At 52.0% G+C, this 271-nt stretch carries 1 pseudogene; it reads right to left on the reverse strand.

Features of this window, described 5'->3' with window-relative positions:
* A pseudogene (locus tag Q4563_RS20000) lies at positions 1-271 on the reverse strand (hypothetical protein); the annotation flags it as partial.

Raw genomic sequence — 271 nt, forward strand, 5'->3', positions numbered from 1 at the left:
ATTCTGTATCTCTGTGAGTACATCCGTATTGACGCTAAACGGCTGATTATTCAGATTAAAAGGCAGTTGTTGATGGGTCGCGGCCAGAAAACCATAAAACGAGCGCGATTGTGCCAGCTGGGTCCAGGTTTGCTCGACGGTTTGCATCTCTGCTGCCGCGCTATCGCCCGGTTGATTCTGCACCGCATTGGCATACCAGTATTGCCAGCGATCCGAGGCTTGCAGGTCAGCAGGCAAGGTATCAATTAACGTCAGTACACCGGTCCAGTCG

The sequence above is a fragment of the Gilvimarinus sp. 1_MG-2023 genome, from assembly GCF_030548285.1.